This is a genomic window from Providencia sp. NPDC089933, from assembly GCF_049545585.1.
In the GTDB taxonomy this organism is placed as follows: domain Bacteria; phylum Pseudomonadota; class Gammaproteobacteria; order Enterobacterales; family Enterobacteriaceae; genus Providencia; species Providencia huashanensis.
Genome location: NZ_JBMWDT010000002.1, coordinates 159,724 through 174,434 on the forward strand (window position 1 = coordinate 159,724; position 14,711 = coordinate 174,434).

At 40.0% G+C, this 14,711-nt stretch carries 14 protein-coding genes; 7 read left to right on the plus strand and 7 right to left on the minus strand.

Annotated elements, in window-relative coordinates; all coding sequences use genetic code 11:
* Nucleotides 1–35: 35 nt before the first annotated feature.
* Nucleotides 36–197, minus strand: a complete 162-nt coding sequence (locus ACPEH5_RS04535; protein ID WP_164975526.1) for a hypothetical protein — start codon at nt 195–197, stop codon at nt 36–38.
* 249 nt (nt 198–446) lie between these two features.
* Between ACPEH5_RS04535 and dinG the strand changes: the two genes are divergently transcribed.
* Nucleotides 447–2,555 carry an ATP-dependent DNA helicase DinG gene (gene dinG / locus ACPEH5_RS04540; protein ID WP_131680499.1) on the plus strand — a complete coding sequence of 703 codons (2,109 nt, stop codon included), beginning with the start codon at nt 447–449 and terminating at the stop codon, nt 2,553–2,555.
* Nucleotides 2,556–2,703: 148 nt separating this feature from the next.
* On the opposite strand, the gene dps is transcribed toward dinG, so the two are convergent.
* Nucleotides 2,704–3,207: a DNA starvation/stationary phase protection protein Dps gene (gene dps, locus ACPEH5_RS04545; protein WP_042846588.1), complete on the minus strand. Its 504-nt coding sequence runs from the start codon at nt 3,205–3,207 to the stop codon at nt 2,704–2,706.
* Between the two features lie 326 nt (nt 3,208–3,533).
* Entirely contained in the window at nt 3,534–4,421 is an 888-nt protein-coding gene (gene rhtA, locus ACPEH5_RS04550; RefSeq protein ID WP_042846587.1) for a threonine/homoserine exporter RhtA, read from the minus strand.
* A 310-nt stretch (nt 4,422–4,731) separates the two neighbouring features.
* Between rhtA and ACPEH5_RS04555 the strand changes: the two genes are divergently transcribed.
* From ACPEH5_RS04555 to ACPEH5_RS04565, 3 genes are all read left to right on the plus strand, one after another.
* The gene (locus tag ACPEH5_RS04555) at nt 4,732–5,307 is read left to right on the plus strand and encodes a TIGR00730 family Rossman fold protein (protein ID WP_042846586.1); all 576 of its coding nucleotides are present in this window, start codon (nt 4,732–4,734) and stop codon (nt 5,305–5,307) included.
* A gap of 33 nt (nt 5,308–5,340) precedes the next feature.
* The gene (locus ACPEH5_RS04560) at nt 5,341–5,799 is read left to right on the plus strand and encodes a GNAT family N-acetyltransferase (RefSeq protein ID WP_042846585.1); all 459 of its coding nucleotides are present in this window, start codon (nt 5,341–5,343) and stop codon (nt 5,797–5,799) included.
* 250 nt (nt 5,800–6,049) lie between these two features.
* Nucleotides 6,050–7,648 carry an ABC-F family ATPase gene (locus tag ACPEH5_RS04565; RefSeq protein ID WP_281110668.1) on the plus strand — a complete coding sequence of 533 codons (1,599 nt, stop codon included), beginning with the start codon at nt 6,050–6,052 and terminating at the stop codon, nt 7,646–7,648.
* Between the two features lie 111 nt (nt 7,649–7,759).
* Here ACPEH5_RS04565 and ACPEH5_RS04570 read toward each other — a convergent pair whose 3' ends face one another.
* From ACPEH5_RS04570 to moeA, 3 genes are all read right to left on the minus strand, one after another.
* Entirely contained in the window at nt 7,760–8,095 is a 336-nt protein-coding gene (locus tag ACPEH5_RS04570; protein ID WP_042846644.1) for a zinc ribbon domain-containing protein YjdM, read from the minus strand.
* Between the two features lie 186 nt (nt 8,096–8,281).
* On the minus strand, nt 8,282–9,034 hold the full coding sequence (gene moeB, locus ACPEH5_RS04575) for a molybdopterin-synthase adenylyltransferase MoeB (RefSeq protein ID WP_370661212.1): 753 nt from the start codon (nt 9,032–9,034) through the stop codon (nt 8,282–8,284).
* 5 nt (nt 9,035–9,039) lie between these two features.
* Nucleotides 9,040–10,281: a molybdopterin molybdotransferase MoeA gene (gene moeA / locus ACPEH5_RS04580; protein ID WP_048606506.1), complete on the minus strand. Its 1,242-nt coding sequence runs from the start codon at nt 10,279–10,281 to the stop codon at nt 9,040–9,042.
* Nucleotides 10,282–10,542: 261 nt separating this feature from the next.
* Between moeA and ACPEH5_RS04585 the strand changes: the two genes are divergently transcribed.
* The 3 genes from ACPEH5_RS04585 to yeiB all read left to right on the plus strand — a co-directional run bounded on the left by ACPEH5_RS04585 (nt 10,543) and on the right by yeiB (nt 13,731).
* The gene (locus tag ACPEH5_RS04585; protein ID WP_048606549.1) at nt 10,543–11,724 is read left to right on the plus strand and encodes a YbfB/YjiJ family MFS transporter; all 1,182 of its coding nucleotides are present in this window, start codon (nt 10,543–10,545) and stop codon (nt 11,722–11,724) included.
* Between the two features lie 201 nt (nt 11,725–11,925).
* Nucleotides 11,926–12,585 carry a GTP cyclohydrolase I FolE gene (gene folE, locus ACPEH5_RS04590; protein ID WP_042846580.1) on the plus strand — a complete coding sequence of 220 codons (660 nt, stop codon included), beginning with the start codon at nt 11,926–11,928 and terminating at the stop codon, nt 12,583–12,585.
* 3 nt (nt 12,586–12,588) lie between these two features.
* Nucleotides 12,589–13,731 (plus strand): DUF418 domain-containing protein YeiB, encoded by a 1,143-nt coding sequence (gene yeiB, locus ACPEH5_RS04595; protein ID WP_042846579.1) that lies wholly within the window; start codon nt 12,589–12,591, stop codon nt 13,729–13,731.
* 41 nt (nt 13,732–13,772) lie between these two features.
* Here the strand turns inward: yeiB and sanA are convergent, their stop codons facing one another.
* The gene (gene sanA, locus ACPEH5_RS04600; protein WP_042846578.1) at nt 13,773–14,477 is read right to left on the minus strand and encodes an outer membrane permeability protein SanA; all 705 of its coding nucleotides are present in this window, start codon (nt 14,475–14,477) and stop codon (nt 13,773–13,775) included.
* Nucleotides 14,478–14,711 lie beyond the last annotated feature (234 nt).

A 14,711-nucleotide genomic window follows, 5' to 3' on the forward strand; every position in this document is an offset into this window, starting at 1 on the left:
GCTATCTCCATGCTGGTTTGATAAATGACTCTAAATTATTGCACTTGATTAGGTGCTGGTAATACTGAGGGGGATTGTTGTTGCCCCTGTTCAATAGGTGTCGTTGAACGAGTGTAAATATTCATGCCAGCTAAAACAATGCCGCCTACTGAGCCAAAAGCACATAATGCGCAAAGTGCGATAACAACCTTTTTCATTTTCTGTGGCCTGCGTAATCATAGTAGTAATAAGAACACAAAGTATAACTGGATGAGTGTTGCAAACAAGTTAAAAGCTGCTTTTTCTGCGTATGAGTTGGTGTTTTGCAAAAGGCTTCCCAATTTTTATGTATAATGGTGTTTAATACAGTAGTTTTGCGAAGCGCTTGGCAAACAAATTGTTTTGGCGTTCCCTTCTGTTTTCAGATTCATTATCTTTTATCTTAACTTTGGTCATCTGCATAACTTATGTCCCTGTCGAATAAAATTAAAGAACAAATAACCCAGTGGTATAAGGGGCTGTCATCACAAATTGATGGGTTTATTCCCCGAGCACCACAACGTCAGATGATAGCGGAAGTAGCAAAAAATTTGGCAGATGATGACGGTCGCCACCTTGTTATTGAGGCGCCGACAGGGGTGGGGAAAACGCTGTCTTATTTAATACCCGGTATTGCAGTGGGAAGAGCCGAAGGTAAAACGCTAGTCGTCAGTACGGCAAATGTGGCGCTGCAAGACCAGATTTATAGCAAAGATTTGCCGTTATTGAGCAAAATTATTCCTGATTTGAAATACACTGGCGCATTTGGCCGAGCACGTTACGTTTGCCCTCGCAATTTAGCCGCAATCTGTGCGGCAGAAGGCGAGCAAATTGACTTAATGCTATTAGTGGAAGATAAAACAGAGGTCGCAAATAGCGAAGAGCGGGCTATCTGCCAACAGCTTAGCCATGATTTCCAAAGTTTTGCATGGGATGGCCTAAGGGACCACCATAAGCGCTCTTTCAGTGATAACTTATGGCGTAAAGTCAGCACAGATAAAATGAATTGTTTAGGCCGAAATTGCCAATTTTACCAGCGCTGTCCATTTTTTATTGCTAGACGGGAAATTGAAGATGCAGATGTTGTGGTTGCAAACCATGCATTAGTGATGGCGGCGATGGAAAGCGAGTCGGTGCTACCTGATCCTAAAAAATTATTACTAGTACTTGATGAAGGGCACCATGTTCCTGATGTCGCAAGGGATGCCCTTGAAGTTGAAGGTGAAATTACGTTAGTTCAATTAACTGCTCAGCTTGATAATTTTATTCATCATGTAGGGCAATATATGGGGCAGTTTCGGCCAGTAAAGCCGCCAAAATTAGCTAATCCGGAGCGGCTACAACAACATGCTGAAAAATTACGAGAGTCATTTCGTGATTTTTCTATGTTAGCGAATGCTTTACTACCTGAAACGTCGAAAGAGAATGAATATTTATTTCCTCTAGGGGTACTACCAGAGCCAATGCAGTTAAGTTGCCAAATGCTCTTTAAGCAAACGGATGCTCTAAAAGGGTTAGCAGAAGCGATATTAAACGATTTAACTGAACAAACGGCAAAGCAAGACATTGTTCGCTTACATCGCTCTATTTTAACAACTAGTCGGGCTATGGGTTATTTTGAAAATATGGCAAAGCTTTGGCGTTTGGCAGCCTTAGACCAAAGCTCAGGGGCGCCAATATCTAAATGGCTAAGTCGGCGCTATGAAAAAAACCAATCACGCGTCTTTATGCATTGCGCGGGGATCCGCGTTAGCGAGCAATTGCAACATTTACTGTGGCGAAATGTGCCACATATTGTGATTACTTCGGCAACGCTTAGGTCTCTAAACAGTTATTCGCGTTTTATGGAACTGACAGGGCTATCAGAAAAAAATGATGATCGTTTTGTCACCCTTTCTTCGCCTTTTAATCATATTGAGCAAGGGAAAATTATTATTCCTCAAATGGAATATGAGCCAACTATTCATAGTGAAGCTCAGCATTTAGCTGAAATGGCGGCATTTTTCCGTGAGCAGTTTATAAAAGATACTCACCGTGGGGTCTTGGTATTGTTTAGCAGCCAACGTGCAATGGAAGGGTTCCTTGAGCATGTTAAAGACCTACGGTTACAGCTTTTAGTTCAAGGGGATCAGCCTCGCTATCGGTTAGTCGAAACACATTGTGAAAGAATTAACCAAGGGCTATCCAGTGCTTTGGTTGGTTTGCAATCTTTTGCGGAAGGGTTAGATTTAAAAGGTGAGTATCTTACCCAAGTCCATATTCATAAGATTGCATTTCCTCCGGTAACAAACCCTGTGATTATTACAGAAGGTGACTGGCTAAAGTCATTGAAACGTTACCCTTTTGAAGTACAAAGTTTACCAAGTGCTTCATTTAATTTAATCCAACAGGCAGGTCGGCTAATTCGTAGTCATGAATGTTATGGTGAAATAATTATTTATGATAAACGCTTACTGACAAAAAATTATGGAAAGCGTTTATTAAATGCTTTGCCTGTATTCCCTATTGAGCATCCTAAAATGCCTGAAAAACCATAGGGAAGTCATTCGGTTTATATCGCTATTGGTCTATTTTAGAAAAATATCAATGGTGATATAAAAGTAGTAAATATTGGTTTTTAAGCAAAAATAAAAGGCCACATTGCTGTGGCCTTCGGTCAATTAAAATTGACTCTAGGGTACGACATTACTCAATATTTGCTTCTAAGAACCAAAGGAATTTATCCATATCACGGGAAGCTGCGGTAAACATATCAGCGGTGTCTTCATCTTCGACTTCATCAATGGCTTTACGGATATCATTTGCCACAACAGCATAGCGATCAGCTAAGGCTTTTAAGTGGTCTTGTACACTGTGAATATTGATAGGGTAAGCCTCTAAAGAGGTAAAACGATTAACCTCTTGGGTTGTACCGATTGCTACGCCACCTAATTGGACAGCACGCTCAGCAAATTCATCTAAGTGTTCCACAAGGGTTGACCTAAAGCCGTCTAACATTTCATGAACTGCAATAAAGTTACGACCACGCATATTCCAATGTGCTTGTTTAGTCATCAAAGAGAGATCGGTAAAATGGACTACCATAACATTAAGGATACCAATGGTTTCCAATTTTACGCTATCTTCCATATCATTACGAGTATATAAAAGTTCAGTTGAAGATGCTTTAAATAATTTAGCTGTGCTCATGATTCATCCTCTCTTAAATATGAATTTGTTTAATAACCTCATCTGCTAATAAATATAAAATATTAAAGTGTATTTGTCATAGCGTAATAAACGATTAATTTAATAGGTCTATCCGATATGCTTTAATTCATTGTGGATGTTGAGGATTAATTGTTTTTTGCAATAAGTGCTATAGATGTAATTAATGAATATTTAAATATTAAAATAAAAATAACAAATGATTATTTCAAACAGATGAATAAATCTTTACATCAAAAAAGGTTAATAAACACAGGAAAGACTGTCTTTATTAACCTAATGTACTAATTAGCCTATTTTACAATAGACTAAGAAACTTTCTCAATTTTTGATTTAGGCGTAGCGGTCGAGGTAGAGCCTATCGAAGCGCAAACGATACACAATAAAGCTAGCCATTGAGTCATTGTTAAGTGTTCTTGTAAGAAAACAATACCTAAAAATGCCCCCATACAAGGTTCAAGGCTCATTAGCGTACCAAATGTACGAGCTGGTAAGCGTGTGAGTGCAATCATTTCCAATGTATAAGGAAATGCGGTCGATAAAATGGCTACCGCTAATGCAAGAGGCAAAATAGAAGGGTCAAACATGACTTCAAACCCTGTTTGCATTAAACCTATCGGGAAGAAGATCATGGCCGAGATAAATGAACCGATAGCTACAGTTGCTGCGCCATAACCGGCTCCTGCTCGCTGACCAAAAATAATATAAATCCCCCAACAAACACCAGCTCCTAGCGCATAAATAGCACCTAGTGGGTCAATGGAATTAATATTATCGCCAATAGGCAGTAAGAATAATAACCCAGTTATAACAAGAGCTATCCAAAGGAAATCGATAGGTCGGCGAGATGAAAACATCGCGACCGCTAAAGGCCCTGTGAATTCTAATGCAACTGCTATCCCTAATGGAATCCGCTCTAGTGACAGATAAAATAGGTAGTTCATCGTACCTAAGGATAAACCATATGTGAGCAATGGGACGAGTGAGCTTCTTCTGAATTTTAAGCGCCAAGGCTTGAAAATAATAAAGAGTATAATTGTAGCCAGCAATAAACGTAAACCAGTAACACCGGGAGCGCCGATAACAGGAAATAAAGTTTTAGCTAAAGATGCACCGCTTTGAATAGAGGCCATTGCAAGCAGTAATAACCCTATAGGCAATAGCGGCAGAGCGCTCTTTTTTGTGTCGGCAGACATAAATAAGTAAACCTCGGAAAACGTAACTGAGTTGGTAATAAATATTTAGAAAATAAGTATTTGGTTATGAAAAATAATTTCTTAATGATTATCTCATAAAAACAAGAGGCTTTATATTTCTTTATTGCCAATAACCTTCTACCCTAGGGGATAAAGTGCTTTATAGCTAAGTTTAGATTAAGAGTAATGCTATAAGCAAAAATTTATAATAATTTCATTATGACAAATAATGTAGGGTTGAGCTTCTATATTAGGCTCGTATAATCCTCTTTTCTAAAAAAGTCATAATCAAAAGGGAAATGAGGGTCAAATGGGAAAAATTAAAAGCGTTGCTGTCTATTGTGGTTCAAGCATGGGAAAACATGAAATCTATCAGCAAAAAGCGATAGAGTTTGCTAAAGAGATGGTTAAACGTGATATCACGTTAGTTTATGGTGGGGCGAGCGTAGGAATTATGGGAACCATTGCTGATACCATCCTTGCTTTAGGGGGGAATGTTGTTGGGGTGATCCCATCGTTATTAGAAGAGCGGGAAATTTCGCATAAAAATTTAACGCAGCTGTATAAAGTAGACACTATGCATCAACGAAAAAATAAAATGATTGAGCTTGCGGATGCATTTGTTGCTTTACCGGGGGGCTATGGCACTTTGGAAGAATACGCAGAAGTCTTCACATGGAGCCAAATTGGCTTACATACTAAGCCTTGTGCTCTGTTTAATATCAATAATTATTGGCAGCCATTAGTTGATATGACTAATAAGATGGCAGATGAAGGTTTTTTACATGAAAAATATCGTCATATGGCAATAGTTGATGATTCCCCAGAGAGGATACTAAATAGTTTTGAATCATATATTGCGCCGCCAGTTAAAACTTACGACTAACGTCTCTTCTTAATGCAATAAACGGAAAGAACGATGATAAGACTAGCGATAAAAAGCGATGTAGGGGCTATTTCATCACTTTATCAAATTTTATTTGCGGAAATGGCTGCATTTGACCCTGAACGGATTAAGCCAGCTCAGCAAGCTCTTGAGTTTATTGAGAATGCAATAACTGATGATAAATTTCATCTGTTAGTAGCTGAATTTGAAGGTGAAATTAAAGGGTTTTGTATTGCTCAACAACAATCTGCCGATCCTTATAATTGCATCGTCCCTAGAAACTTTGGTTATATCTTTGATTTGGTAGTTGCCCCGAATTTTCGTGGTAAAAAAGCAGGTCAAGAATTGTTAAATGGCATGAAATCGTGGGCGAAGAGCAAACAATTTAGCCACCTAGAACTCTCAGTGCTGGCACAAAATCGCCAAGCCATTAAGTTTTATGAACGAGAAGGATTAACCGAGATCAGCCGGACAATGGGGATTAAACTTTAGTTTGGTGTTAAATCAACTTTTCCTTCTGTGTTATTAATCCGCTAAAAACAGCACAAGATCTAAGCGGCGTAATATGGCATAATGCGCCGCTATTTATACCTGCTGTAATCTATGTACTCAAATGACTGGCGTGTGAAATTTATTTTGTTATCCAAATACCCATTTTGGGGGATTTCCGTTCGCTTACGCTGTTGTCATATAAACTTATTCATCGCAGGTTATTTTACACCGTTTAATTTAAGGCATAGCAGTGTTAACAACGAACAATATCACTATGCAGTTTGGCAGTAAGCCGCTGTTTGAAAATATTTCAGTTAAATTTGGAACTGGTAACCGTTATGGTTTGATCGGCGCAAATGGCGCAGGTAAATCGACATTTATGAAGATCTTAGGTGCTGACTTAACGCCAACTTCAGGAAATGTGAGTACGACAGATCCAAATGAACGTATTGGTAAACTTCGCCAAGATCAGTTCGCATTCGAAGAATACACTGTGTTAGATACAGTAATTATGGGTCATATCGAACTGTGGAATGTGAAGCAAGAACGCGACAGAATCTATGCACTTCCTGAAATGAGCGAAGAAGATGGTTATCGAGTTGCTGACTTAGAAGTCGCTTACGGTGAAATGGATGGCTACAGTGCGGAAGCTCGAGCTGGCGAATTATTACTCGGTGTGGGTATTCCTGTTGAGCAGCATTATGGGCCAATGAGCGAGGTTGCTCCAGGTTGGAAATTGCGGGTACTTTTGGCGCAAGCATTATTCTCTGACCCAGATATTTTATTGCTTGATGAGCCGACGAATAACTTGGATATCGATACTATCCGTTGGTTAGAGCAAGTATTGAATGACCGCAATTGCACAATGATCATTATTTCCCATGATAGGCACTTTTTAAATACGGTGTGCACACACATGGCGGACTTAGATTACGGTGAATTGCGTTTATTTACCGGTAATTATGATGAATATATGATTGCTGCGACACAGGCTCGCGAACGCTTACTTTCTGATAACGCGAAGAAAAAAGCGCAAATTGCTGAACTACAATCTTTTGTGAGCCGTTTTAGTGCAAATGCTTCTAAATCGAAGCAAGCAACTTCACGGGCTCGTCAAATTGACAAAATTCAGCTTGATGAAGTTAAAGCTTCTAGCCGTCAAAACCCATTCATTCGTTTTGAGCAAGAGAAAAAACTATTCCGTAATGCGCTTGAATTAGAAGCAGTAACAAATGGTTATGACCAAGGTCCACTATTCAAAAATGTCAATTTACTGTTGGAAGTGGGCGAGAAAATGGCCGTGATCGGTGCCAATGGTATTGGTAAGACGACTTTCTTAAAAACACTGATGGGCGAACAACCAGCCACCAGTGGTGTGGTTAAATGGTCTGAAAACAGTAAGATAGGCTATTATGCACAAGACCATGCCGAAGATTTTGAAACAGACCTAACTGTTTTTGACTGGATGAGCCAGTGGAAAAATGAAGGTGATGATGAGCAAGCGGTACGCAGTATTTTAGGTCGCTTGTTGTTCTCTCAAGATGATATTAAGAAAAAAGTTAAAGTATTATCGGGTGGTGAACAAGGCCGTATGCTGTTTGGTAAGTTGATGATGCAACAGCCGAATGTGTTAATTATGGATGAACCCACTAACCACTTGGATATGGAATCTATTGAGTCATTAAACTTAGCCCTTGAAATGTATAAGGGGACGCTAATATTTGTTTCCCATGACCGTGAATTTGTAAGTTCACTAGCAAGTCGCATTTTAGAAATCAAAGAAGATAAAGTTATTGATTTCAAAGGAAGTTATGATGAGTATCTAACTAGCCAAGGCGTAGTGCTCTAATCATATTTTAACTTTTAGTATCGATTGAGTATGCTCAGTCACTAAAAAGCCCCCCAATTATTGGACAATCCATTTGGGGGGCTTTTTTATTTAAAGAAAGCTAATGCTTACTTAGTTCTTCTTAACAAATTCAGATTTCAGCTTCATTTGGCCAAAACCGTCAATCTTACAATCAATATTATGGTCACCTTCGACTAAACGGATCCCTTTCACACGGGTACCGATTTTCAGCATTGAAGAACTGCCTTTGACTTTAAGGTCTTTAACTACAGTGACAGTATCGCCATCAGCTAATAGGTTGCCATTGGCATCTTTTACAATGAGCTCATCAATATCAGCTTCAGGCTCGGCATCATTCCATTCATGCGCACACTCAGGGCAGATATACATATCATTATCAGTATAGGTGTATTCAGACTGACATTTAGGGCAAGGAGGGAATTGCATATTCATACTCTCAGTAACGTTATCAAAATAATAAACTGTGGTAACAGCGCTAGCCGTAAATGCCACAAAAGAGGGATAGTATAAGGTGAAAGGGCAAAAAAAATATTTTTTCAGATTATTCTTAATTTACTGCAAGTGTAATGGAAAGGCGAGAAACTTCCCGCCTAATTGAACTTGGTTTGATTATTAGTGTTGACCGCATACTTCGCAATGTGGGTCTTTAGTTAGCTTAAATTGGCGAAAATCCATAGTCATAGCATCAAATAGCAACACTTTCCCCGAATTTACTTGGCCATAGTTAGCCAGTAATTTAATCGTTTCCATCGCTTCCAAGGTACCAATAGTGCCAACTAAAGGCGACATCACACCAGCCTCGACACAAGTTAAACTATTTTCTCCAAATAACCGGCTTAAGCAGCGATAGCATGGGGTATCATCTTGATAAGTAAAAACGGACAATTGACCTTCCATGCGAATAGCTGCACCGGAAATAAATGGTTTTTTATGAGGTAAACATAAACGATTTAACTGCTCACGAATGGCTACATTGTCGGTGCAGTCTAAGACCACATCATGGCGTTTAATTAATTCATCAAGCTGTTGGTCATCTAATTGCATATTAACTGTGTCAATACGAATATGCGGATTGATAGCACTAAGCTGCGATTTAGCTGAATTAACTTTAGGCTCACCAATAGTTGCATCGCGGTGCAAAATTTGCCTTTGCAAGTTTGATAATGACACCGTATCAAAATCAACCAAGGTTAAGTGACCGACTCCAGCTGCCGCAAGGTATTGGGTCGCTGCGCAACCTAAGCCACCTAGACCGATAACGAGCGCATGGCTGGATTTGAGTTTTTCTTGCCCGTCAAAATCAAACCCGCGTAAGATAATTTGGCGGTTGTAACGCAGCATTTCGTCATCACTGAGTTCTTGCACGATAATTATTCGCTTTTCAATAAGTAGTTAAACATTTCAACTTCGACCATTTCTCCCGCTTCAACTCGACCGCGTTCTCTTTCTAATACGATAAAACAGTTCGCTAAGCTAAATGAGCTAAATACATGCGACCCTTGGTGGCCAGTAGTGGCGACGTGTAATTGCCCTTGTTCGTCGGCCGTTAAAATACCACGTTGGAAATCAAGGCGGCCCGGTGTTTTTTTCAGTGGTGTAGTGACTGGTACTTTAAAACGCAGCGGTGTACACCATTGGCTGTGCCCTGAGAGGCGGGCGATCAGCGGTTGTACCAACTGATAAAAGGTTAATGCAGCAGAAACTGGGTTTCCTGGTAGACCGCAAAACCATGAAGAGCTGAGTTTGCCAAAAGCAAAAGGTTTCCCCGGTTTTATTGCCAACTTCCAAAAGCCAATCGAACCAAGCTCATCTAAAATTTGTTTGGTATAGTCAGCTTCCCCCACAGAAACACCACCGCTACTGATCACTAAATCTGCTTGTTGGTCGGCTTCGATAAAAGTCTGTTTTAGTTTCTCTGGGGAGTCGGGGATCACGCCAAAATCTAATATTTCACAGTTGAGTTTTTCGAGCATCAGGCGAACGGTAAAACGGTTAGTGTCATAAATTTGCCCGTCAGTTAATGGTTGGCCAACAGCCTGTAGCTCGTCTCCGGTGGAGAAAACGGCAACTTTTAAACGGCGATAGACGGTCACATCAGAAATGCCTAATGACGCAATAAGGGGTAATTGCGCTGTTGTCAGTAATGTGCCCGCAGGGAACACTGCGCTACCTTGGGCAATATCTTCCCCCGCTTTACGAATATTACTGCCTTTTTTAATTGGCTGTGTGAATATAATACCCTGCTCAGTTTGCTCTGTTGATTCTTGCATAACTACGGTATCAACGCCTTGGGGAATTGGAGCTCCGGTCATAATACGGATACAGCAACCTGCTTTAAGCTCCCCCTCCATCGGTTTACCTGCAAAAGATTTACCGGCAACTGGCAATGGGGTTTTGCCATCCCAATCAGCAAAACATAAACCATATCCATCCATCGCAGAATTATCAAATGGTGGAACATTAATCGGGGAAATCAGGTCAGTGGCGATAATACGTTGAGCTGAGCTGGTCAGTGGAATGATCTCTGTGCCTGTCACGGTTTTAGTGTTAGAGAGTAGCTTTTCTAATGCAAGCTCTAGAGAAATCAAATCGTTAGTATGACACTGATCCATAAATAATAACCCTCATTATTGTTATATGCCTTGAGGCTAAAAATGTGTTGGTAATGCATATTATGGCAGAAATACCTGATTGGGTGAATGAATAGAAATTGATTACAAATAGCTTTTAGTCAGATTTATATTAGTGAGCAATGAATTAAGCGACAATAAACTGCACGAAAAGCATACTTGATTTGTTGAAATGATGTTAAAAGTTAGAAATTGAATTATTCTATATAACAATAATATTCAGGCTTAATATGAGTGAATATAGTGTCAATAAAACCAATAACTTTTTCTCCAAGCCATAGCGCAAAGGCTTTTCATATCGCATTTACGGGGTTTCTCTCCTTAATCGTGGTGATGGGGATAGGGCGATTTACATTAACCCCTCAAGTGCCTTTAATGATCAAAGAACATCAGTTAACACTATCGACTGCCAGTGTTGTTGCTGCTTGTAATTATCTTGGTTATTTACTTGGCTCATTTGATGCGATGAGAGCACGCTCACACGTTGAAAAGCGCATGTGGTTAGGTGTTTGGGGCGCGGTAGTGATAACTCTGCTTAGCGCGTTGTTAAATGGGCCTATTTTACACAGCGTTGCCCGCTTTGTGATTGGTTGGGCGAGTGGAATAGCATTAGTTCTTGTCGCAGCATGGGCGAATGAAACCCTTGCTCGGTTAAATAGGCCAGCACTCAGTGTTGCTGTTTTTGCGGGCACAGGTGCTGGGATTTTTATTAGTGGTGTGCTGGCTGTTGCTATCCAAAGTTGGCATTTAACGGCTAGCCAAGCTTGGATTATTTATGGGGTACTAGCGCTGATCTTAAGCTTATATATTAGCCGATATTTACCCCGCAAAGGGCAGTGGGAAAGGCCTTCTGGTGAAATAAAAAAATTAATACTAACCCCAGAAATTAAACGTTTGGTTTGGTGTTATGGGTTGGCTGGTTTTGGTTATATTTTACCTGCTACATTTTTATCGCAAATGGCAGCACAGCGTTTCCCGGATAGCTTATTTGCCCAGTTTGTTTGGCCTATTTTTGGGGCATCAGCGGTTGTTGGGATTGTATTAGCCATGCTACTACGAAATTTGTCAACAACCCGTAATCGTTTAGCGATTAGCTTGTGGTTACAAGGGCTCGGTATTTTGATTGCGGAAGTGGTTCCCGACATTTCAGGTTTAGCATTTTCTGCGGTATTGGTCGGTTCAGGTTTTATGTGTACGGTGCAGTTAGCGCTTCAATTAGGGCGTGAACTTGCACCCGATCATAACCGTTTTATGGCAGGGTTATTGACAACATTTTATGCTATTGGGCAATTAATAGGGCCAACGCTATCATTTATATCCACGTCTTTAACAGGGCGATTGGAACCCGCGCTATATATCGCACTTATCGCCTTGGTAGTAGGCGGATTATTGGTTTATCGTTACCCTAAACGTGAGCTTCGTTAATAAATATTTAGTTCAGCATATTATATATGTGATAGTGATTTTAAATCATAGGATTACTATGGTGAAGAAAGTTGCCTATGGACATGCAAATATTTCACTCCCACAGTTGAGGTTATACTGGATTATCTGTACCTGCTGTTTTAGAGTAAAGCGCACACCTGCATTTTTATAATAATAGTTACACCATTTGTGGAGGAACCCATGCCATCTCTGAGTAAAGAGGCCGAATTAGTTCATGCAGCTTTGGAAGCTAGAGGCTTAGAAACGCCTTTGCGTATCCAGCCGAAATCAGGCGAAGAGCGTAAGCAACTGATTGAAGGGCATATGACAGAGATCATGAAGCTACTGAATCTGGATTTATCTGATGATAGCTTAGCTGACACCCCTCGTCGTATTGCAAAAATGTACGTCGATGAGATTTTTTCAGGTTTAGATTATACTAATTTCCCAAAAATCACATTGATTGAAAATAAAATGAAAGTCGATGAGATGGTAACGGTACGGGATATCACATTAACCAGTACTTGTGAGCACCACTTTGTGACCATTGATGGTAAAGCGACGGTTGCTTATATTCCAAAAGATAAAGTCATTGGTTTATCAAAAATTAATCGTATTGTGCAGTTTTTCTCTCAGCGCCCGCAAGTTCAAGAGCGTTTAACTCAGCAAATTTTAGTCGCCTTACAAACGTTGTTGGGAACGACGAACGTTGCTGTTTCCATTGATGCCGTGCATTATTGTGTTAAAGCACGTGGTATACGCGACGCCACCAGCGCGACAACGACGACATCGTTAGGTGGGTTATTTAAGTCTAGCCAAAACACAAGGCAAGAGTTTCTACGTGCTGTTCGCCACTTATAAGTTATGGTAACAGCGGCATCGTCAAGGCGTATAGCGCAGCTTGACACTGTTCGTGGCATGGCAATTCTAGGTATTTTTCTTTTGAATATCTTTGGGTTTGCTTTGCCACAAGCAGCTTATTTAAACCCCTATTACACGTCAACGACCTCTCCTTCAGAAGCCTATATCTGGGTTGTTTTCAATGTGCTGTTTCAAGGCAAGGTTTTGGCCATTTTTTCTATTTTATTTGGGGCGACTTTAGCATTATTACAGTCGCGAACATTGAGATGGAATCATTGCCGGCTTTTTATCTTAGCTATCTTTGGAGTTATTCATGGTGTGCTTTTTTGGGATGGAGACATTCTTCTTGCTTATGCATTGACAGGGTTAGTCGCTGTGTATCTAATTAATTATTATAGTGACCGAGTATTGTTAAACCTCGCTGTTACCATTTATTTAGTTGGTTTGATTATATTATTTATTTTAGGTAGTGGCGTTGACCCGAGCCATTTTTGGCAAATTTCAGCGCAACAGGTAGCTGATGAGCAAATGGTAAGAATTGCGGGGGGAATCGAAGGGGTTATTTACCGCACAACAGAAATGTTTATCATGGTAGAAATGCTGGTCATCCAATATGGCTGGCAATTATTAGCGCTAATGGTCATTGGGGCGTTATTAATTAAAAATGGTTGGCTTAAAGGGCAATTTAGTCCACAACATTACCGGAAAATAGCTAAATTATTTATTGTTCCTGCGCTGGTGGTGCAAATTATCGCGTTATATGCACAAAGCCAATTAAATTGGAGCTATTTTGCTACTTCAATTGTAGGGTACATTATTAATGAGTTAGTTACCCCTTTTCAATCATTGGGTTATATCGCATTAGTATATGGCTTTTGGGGTAAAATCCAGTCTAGTAAATTGGTTGATTACCTACAGAATGTGGGGCGAATGGCATTAAGTAACTATATTTTACAAACCCTGATTTGTACGACAATATTTTATCACCTAGGGTATTTTGGGGTATTCAGCCGTGTTGAATTACTGCTTTTTATTCCAATAATTTGGGCTATAAACCTATTATTTTCTCATTATTGGTTGCGAGTATTTCGCCAAGGGCCACTTGAATGGTGCTGGCGTACGTTAACTGAAAAGTTGTATCGTTAAGCGGTTATCGGCTTTAATGATGGCTTATTCACTTAGGTCAGTTAGTTTAATTTATTTATTTCTTCGGGTGAAACCGCTGGGTAGCCTTTAATTCCATCCGGCATTTTTATTGGAGCAGGTATAGATTCTTGCTCCCCTAAGAACTTTGGTTCGCGCTTTAAAATATATAAATCAGCTAATGCACCGAGCCGTGCGAACACTTCCCGAGCCCTGACTCTATACATTCCTTCGGGGGTGGGGACCGCTAAACATTGCGCATCAATACCTTTATGTTTTGCTATAAAGACCGCTCGCTCACAATGGAAACGTTGGGTAATGATAGTAAAATTATCGGTATCAAAAACCTTCTTAGTACGAACTACAGAATCCAGAGTCCTAAAACCTGCAAAATCAAGAACAATCTTTGACGCGGGAACACCTTCTTTAATAAGGTCTTTGCGCATATTGATGGGTTCATTGTAATTATGTGCACCATTATCACCACTTAAGAGCAAATACTTTACTTTGCCACTACGGTAAGCTTCTGCTGCACCTTTAATGCGATAGGAGTAGTAGAGGTTAGTCACACCGGATGTGTAATATTTTGATGTACCAAGCACCATGCCAACATCGCGTGCAGGCAATTTTTCTATATCTTCATAGATATAGGGAGCGGTATCCCAGCTTATCCAGCGATCAAGCAAAATAATGGTCGTTATTGCTATCCCTGCAAGAATAAAAAGACCAATAATCAGACGTTTCCTCATGTCCTAGCCTTGAAAATAAAAAATCATAAATGAGATTGCTAGCCTTAATTGACCAGAGCTTCTAGGCTACTTGAGTTAAATAAGTGGCGCAAGTCACGTAACGTAAAGTCGTGTCAATGTTAGCCCTTTGTATAAGGTTGACGAATATTAAAGCGCATTATTGTGTGAAAAAACATCAGCGATTGGATGAAAAAATTGAAAGTTTGCCATTATAAACAGTGAGCAGTTTCACAT